The sequence below is a fragment of the Prevotella sp. HMSC073D09 genome (genome assembly GCF_001814145.1).
GTDB lineage: Bacteria > Bacteroidota > Bacteroidia > Bacteroidales > Bacteroidaceae > Prevotella > Prevotella conceptionensis.
Window position 1 is genome coordinate 46788 of sequence record NZ_KV815122.1, and the last position, 4255, is coordinate 51042.

Below are 4255 nucleotides of genomic sequence, written 5' to 3' on the forward strand. Positions count from 1 at the left end.
GAGTTAAGGAGTTAAGGAGTTAAGCCAATAGCTTGGTTAAACTACAAGACTCGAAACAACTAAGGCTGCGACCTACCAACAAGATGGTTTTTAGCTCTATACATAAAGCAATGGCTTAACTCCCTAACTCCTTAACTCCTTAACTCCCCAAATATCCTCCCTAACTCCTTAACTCCCCAAGATAGTTATCCCTTGTGCAACAAAGCATTTGGCTTAACTCCCTAACTCCTTAACTCCCCAAATATCCTCCCTAACTCCTTAACTCCCCAAGATAGTTATCCTCTGTGCAACAAAGCATTTGGCTTAACTCCTTAACTCCCTAACTCCCTAACTCCTCATTTAACTCACAAACTCAATATCATGCTTACCAAGCAAGTAAACGGTAAAGGTCCCCAATGGGGCAACAATTGTTATTTCTCTGAGAACGCCACTATTGTAGGCGACGTCACTATGGGCGACGACTGTTCGGTGTGGTTCTGTGCCGTTCTCCGTGCCGATGTAGACGGAATACGCATCGGCAATCGCGTGAACATCCAAGACGGAGCATGCGCGTACACCAGTCGCATGGCACGCCCGTAGTGATAGAAGACGACGTGTCGGTGGGGCACAACGCCACCGTTCACGGCTGCATCCTTCGTCGCGGCTGCCTTATTGGCATGGGCGCAACGGTGCTAGATGCCGCCGAAGTGGGCGAAGGAGCAGTGGTTGCGGCCGGTGCCGTGGTGCTGCAAGGCACGAAGATTGGTGCAAACGAGCTGTGGGCAGGCGTTCCAGCCAAGCTGGTTAAGCGCACCGCGCCCGGCCAAGCCGAAGAGTTCGCCCAGCATTATATGGAGATAAAGAAGTGGTATTAAGGTTCATGCCGTTGATTAGCCAGCCCTTCTGGCTTTCATGGTGTCTTTAAGGTCACTGGTGTTACTAGCTTATCTAGGTAAGCCGCTATGTCTTGGCTGCCTAGATAAGCTAGTTTAATTTTGTAAAGTCAAGCCAATTACCTTTTATCTTCCCAACTCTAACGGCTTTGTAGCCTCTTTCAACCACACCAGATGTTCGCGGTCTAGATGTGGAGCAAGTGTGGTGTACACCATGCGATGGTAGTCGTTGAGCCACGTAATCTCTTCTGCCGAGAGCATGGAAAGCACAATCGGCGCGGTGTCGATAGGGCAAAGCGTTAGCGAAGTGAACTGCAAGAACTCGCCAAAGGCCGTTGAACGATAGGGAATAGTGAGCAAGGTGTTCTCTATCCTGATGCCATATTCGCCCTCGATATACAGTCCTGGCTCGTCGGTGATGGTCATTCCGGCGTGGAAAGGCGCAGGCCGCCATTGCATTCTAACCTGTTGTGGCCCCTCGTGTACGTTGAGATAAGCCCCAACGCCGTGCCCCGTGCCATGCAAATAGTTCATGCCCTCGCGCCAAAGCGGTAAACGTGCCGTGGCATCTAGCTGCGTGCCCGTTGCGCCATCGGGGAATTTCAGCATCGCAAAGTTGATAAATCCCTTCAACACCAGCGTGTAGGCCGTGCGTTGTTCGGGCGTTGTCTCGCCCAAAGCGATGGTACGGGTGATGTCGGTAGTACCATCTTGATATTGCGCGCCACTGTCAATCAGCACCAATCCGCGTGGCTTTACGGGAACATCTGTTTCGGGTGTGGCCTCGTAATGCACAATGGCTCCGTGCGATTCGTAGCCAACGATGGTCTCGAACGACTTTCCGCGGAACAGCGGTTGTTCGGCCCTGAACGACGTTAGTTTCTCATCCAGACTCATTTCCGTTTCTGTTCCGCCCTCCACGGCAGGTTTCAACCACTTCAAGAACTTCACCATAGCGATGCCGTCTTTTAGCATCGCGTTGCGAAAACCACGTATCTCGGCATCGTTTTTCACCGCTTTCAGGGCAGGGACAGGCGAGGGCATCGTTATAACCTCTTGGCAAGTAACCTTTTGCGCAAGCGTATAGTTGGTTGTGTTGGGGTCTAGCAGGATGTTGTATTCGGCATAACGGGCAAGTCCCTTATCCACATCGGCGTATTCGGCCGCCTCAATCTGCTGCGATTTAAGATACGCTTTCACCTCTTCTCCCAACTTCTCCTTATTAATATATAAGGTAGAACGGTTTTGCTCGATAAGCAAATAGGCCACGAACACGGGGTTGCACTGCACGTCAGAGCCGCGAAGGTTAAGCGTCCAAGCCACATCGTCGAGCGTGCTAACCAATGTTCCGTCGGCATGTACGCTGCGCAACGCCTTCCGTATGCGGTCTATCTTATGGCGTGTTTCTTCGCCAGCCAGTTCCAAAGGCTGCAATTCAACGCTGTTGGTGGGTATCTCTGGGCGGTCGGTCCATATCGTTTTCAGCGGGTCGAGGTTGGTTCTCAACGTCAGTCCGCCAAGTTTTCTCAACTCTGCTTTTAGCGCATTCACCTCGCTTAGGGTGTTAACCATGCCGTCTAGTGCCACCTCGGTGTTGTCGGTATGGCTCAACTTGTCGGCCAACCACTCGGCTATCGATGGCGTTTGGGGCAGTCCGTCCTTCATCAGTTTAAACTCTGTGCCTTGTAATTGCTCTTCGGCGGCGATGAAGTAGCGCGAGTCGGTCCACACGGCGGCATCGTCGAGCGTCACCACTGCCGTGCCGGCCGAGCCGTTGAACCCCGAAATCCATTCGCGACCTTTCCAATGTTCGGGTACATATTCGCCCGAATGCGGGTCGGTACTGGGAAAGATAAAGGCCGCCAAATGTTCTCTGCGCATCAGTTGGCGCAAGGCGTCAAGTCGTTGTTCGATTGTTTTCATATCTAGTGCTTTTGGTTTCTGTCATGTTATGTTAGTTGTGTTTCGCCCCCGTTAGTACGTCGTGTTCCGTCGAGGAGCATGTCGCGGGAAGTGTGCCCGTATGTAGTTGGCTCGGTGCTAAGTTATGAAATAAAAATGAAAAACACGGCCTCCGCCACCACTTTTGTCAGCCATAAGTAACAAAAAGCACGTACGTTTTAAAATTATAACAAATTAAAGGCCGCATAAGATGCCTGCCTTACCATTTTTTTTGCTACCTTTGCCCTAACAATGTAACGGAGTTACTTTAATCAAAAATCAAATATAATTATGGAATTTCTAACAGATGAGAAACTAGTTATTGTCGGTGCAGCCGGCATGATTGGTTCCAACATGGCCCAAACAGCCGCCATGCTTGGCCTAACCCCCAACATTTGCCTGTACGATGTGTACGAACCAGGATTGGCAGGTGTTACCGAAGAAATGCGCCACTGCGGTTTCGAGGATGTGAACTTCACCTACACCACCGATGTTAAGGAGGCTTTAAAAGGTGCCAAGTACATCATCTCGTCGGGTGGAGCTCCCCGTAAAGAGGGCATGACCCGCGAAGACCTGCTCAAAGGCAACGCCACCGTGGCCGAACAGCTGGGTAAAGACATCAAGGCTTACTGTCCCGACGTAAAGCATGTGGTTATTATCTTCAACCCCGCAGACATCACGGGCTTGGTAACGCTCATCTGGTCGGGCTTGAAACCATCACAAGTATCAACGCTTGCAGCCCTCGACTCCATCCGTTTGCAAAGCGAATTGGCTAAGCACTTCGGTGTTCCACAGAGCGAAGTTACGGGTTGCCGCACCTACGGAGGCCACGGCGAGGCGATGGCTGTGTTTGCATCTACAGCCAAAGTGCAAGGCACGCCGCTGCTCGACCTTATCGGTACGCCGAAACTCAGCGCCGAAAAATGGGCCGAAATCAAGCAGAAGACGGTTCAAGGTGGTTCGAACATCATCAAACTTCGTGGCCGCAGCTCGTTCCAAAGCCCCGCTTACGTATCGGTTAAGATGATTGAGGCCGCTATGGGAGGCGAAGAATTTGCATGGCCCGCAGGTCGCTACGTGTCGTTCGCCGGCATCGACCACATCATGATGGCTATGGAAGTGAGCATCACCGAGAAGGGTTCTGCCTACGAAGAGGTTGTTGGCACGCCCGAGGAAATGGCCGAATTGAAGAAGAGCTACGACCACTTGGTGAAGATGCGCGAAGAGGTTATCGCCCTTGGCGTACTTCCTCCCGTAGAGAAGTGGGGCGAAATCAACCCCAACTTGAAGTAAGTTAGGGCTGAAAAGCCAAAAACACGCATCCCCCAACGCACCACAAGTGCGCTTGGGGGATGTTTTTTGTTTGGACACATCCTAAAAGGTGAAAGGGTGAAAAGGTGAAAGGGTTAAAGGGTGAAAAGGTGAAAGGGTGAAAGGGTGAA

The 4255-nt window shown here is 51.4% G+C and carries 2 protein-coding genes and 1 pseudogene; 2 read left to right on the plus strand and 1 reads right to left on the minus strand.

Annotated elements, in window-relative coordinates:
* Positions 1 to 360 precede the first annotated feature (360 nt).
* Positions 361 to 854: pseudogene (locus HMPREF2955_RS11365) on the plus strand (gamma carbonic anhydrase family protein).
* Positions 855 to 998: 144 nt separating this feature from the next.
* On the opposite strand, the gene HMPREF2955_RS11370 reads toward HMPREF2955_RS11365, so the two are convergent.
* Entirely contained in the window at positions 999 to 2795 is a 1797-nt protein-coding gene (locus HMPREF2955_RS11370; protein ID WP_070723593.1) for an aminopeptidase P family protein, read from the minus strand.
* Positions 2796 to 3104: 309 nt separating this feature from the next.
* Here HMPREF2955_RS11370 and HMPREF2955_RS11375 point away from each other — a divergent pair, with 309 nt between their 5' ends.
* Positions 3105 to 4106: a malate dehydrogenase gene (locus HMPREF2955_RS11375; protein WP_009231266.1), complete on the plus strand. Its 1002-nt coding sequence runs from the start codon at positions 3105 to 3107 to the stop codon at positions 4104 to 4106.
* Positions 4107 to 4255: the final 149 nt, after the last annotated feature.